The sequence below is a fragment of the Pseudoalteromonas sp. PAST1 genome (assembly GCF_021532515.1).
Taxonomy (GTDB): domain Bacteria; phylum Pseudomonadota; class Gammaproteobacteria; order Enterobacterales; family Alteromonadaceae; genus Pseudoalteromonas; species Pseudoalteromonas simplex.
The window spans coordinates 1-1578 of record NZ_JAKGBH010000126.1 but is presented as its reverse complement, the minus strand read 5'-3'; the positions used below and the strand labels follow the sequence as shown (position 1 = coordinate 1578).

Annotated in this window: 1 protein-coding gene; it reads left to right on the top strand. The window is 43.0% G+C overall.

The features are described from left to right. Positions 1-110 precede the first annotated feature (110 nt). On the top strand, positions 111-1265 hold the full coding sequence (locus tag L1272_RS22970) for an IS110 family transposase (RefSeq protein WP_138519617.1): 1155 nt from the start codon (positions 111-113) through the stop codon (positions 1263-1265). The last annotated feature ends 313 nt before the right edge of the window (positions 1266-1578 follow it).

Below are 1578 nucleotides of genomic sequence, written 5' to 3'. Positions count from 1 at the left end.
TAGACATAATGACTCCCACACGGTGCTAGCCTCCGCTTTTCGTGGGTTAGCTTAATGACAAAGCCAGAGCCATAATTAGTTTGTCAAATAACTAAACAGCAGAGGCTAGCATGAACAAACATAGCATACTTTTTATCGGACTTGATACACATAAAGAATTCAATGAAGTCGCCTATATTGAAGACCATCGAGGCGCACAACCTGTGCACTTTGGTAGAGCGCCATCATCTAAAATAGCCGTTAAAAAACTAGTTCGTCACTTTGAATCTAAATACCCTGATGCAACGCTTCACTTTGTCTATGAGGCTGGCCCCTGCGGTTACTGGATTTATCGGTTAATCACTAGCCTTGGTCATTGCTGCTATGTGGTTGCCCCTTCTCTCATTCCTAAAAAACCAGGTGAACGTGTTAAAACCGATAAACGTGATGCCATGAAGCTCGCAAAGCTACTTAAAACAGAAGACCTTACACCTATTTATGTGCCAGAGCCGGAAGATGAAGCTGTTCGCGATTTATCTCGCGCCCGTGAAGTTGCCATGAAAGATTTAAAAGACGCCAAATATCAACTTAAAGCGCTATTACTGCGTAATAATATAAATTATGCTGGCACTGCTAACTGGTCGCTCAAACACCTTCGTTGGCTTACAGAGCTTGTATTATCTCACCCAGCACAGCAACTTGTTTTACAAGAATTTATACAAACAATATCTGAAAGAATGGCACGTTTAGAGCGTCTTGATAATGAATTAACACACCATGTTCATCAATGGCGTTATTACCCTGTCGTAAAAGCAATACAAGCGATGCGCGGCGTTCGTCTATTAGTTGCAGCAGGTGTTATTGCTGAGCTAGGCGATTTATCGCGCTTCGACCACCCTCGTAAACTAATGAGTTACCTTGGTCTTGTACCTAGTGAACACTCAAGCGGCGGAAAACGTCATATCGGTGCGATAACAAAATGTGGCAATGGTAGGGCTAGACGCCTCCTTATTGAAGGTGCGCACACATACAGGTATGCCGCTAATATCTCCACAGATATGCAAAAACGACAAGAAGGGTTGCCAAAGCAGATTATTGATATCGCATGGAAAGCACAACTTAGGCTCTGCAAGCGCTACAAAAAGTTAATCAGTAAGGGAAAGCATTATAACCTTGTAGTCACAGCAATTGCGCGAGAAATGATCGCGTATATCTGGGCTATAGCAAAAGAAGTGGTACTGACACCTGTTGATCCAAAACTAAGATTAGCAAGAGTACCTGCATGATGAACGAATTAGAGTTAATGCATTGGGTCAAGCATCGGGTGTGGCACAACCACCGAGGGCGTTAGGATGGCAATGCAGCTAACGCAGCATTGAACCACGAACATAGACTGAAGACAGGTGCCACGACGAACTAAGTAAGGTCTGCTCTGTTACTAGAAATAGTAATAACCAACGAATATCAGCATGAAAACCGACGACATTACTTGCTTCATCCTATGTATTAACTCGCTCTAATTCGAGCTGAAGAAATTATGGCTTAAAAAGTTAGGCAAGGATCAGTGCGTTTAACTTGACTGTGGGAGTCATACCAACG

Bases quoted from the DNA above. Each gene is read 5' to 3' on its own strand.
- L1272_RS22970 (WP_138519617.1), top strand. From the start codon at position 111: ATGAACAAACATAGCATACTTTTTATCGGACTTGATACACATAAAGAA.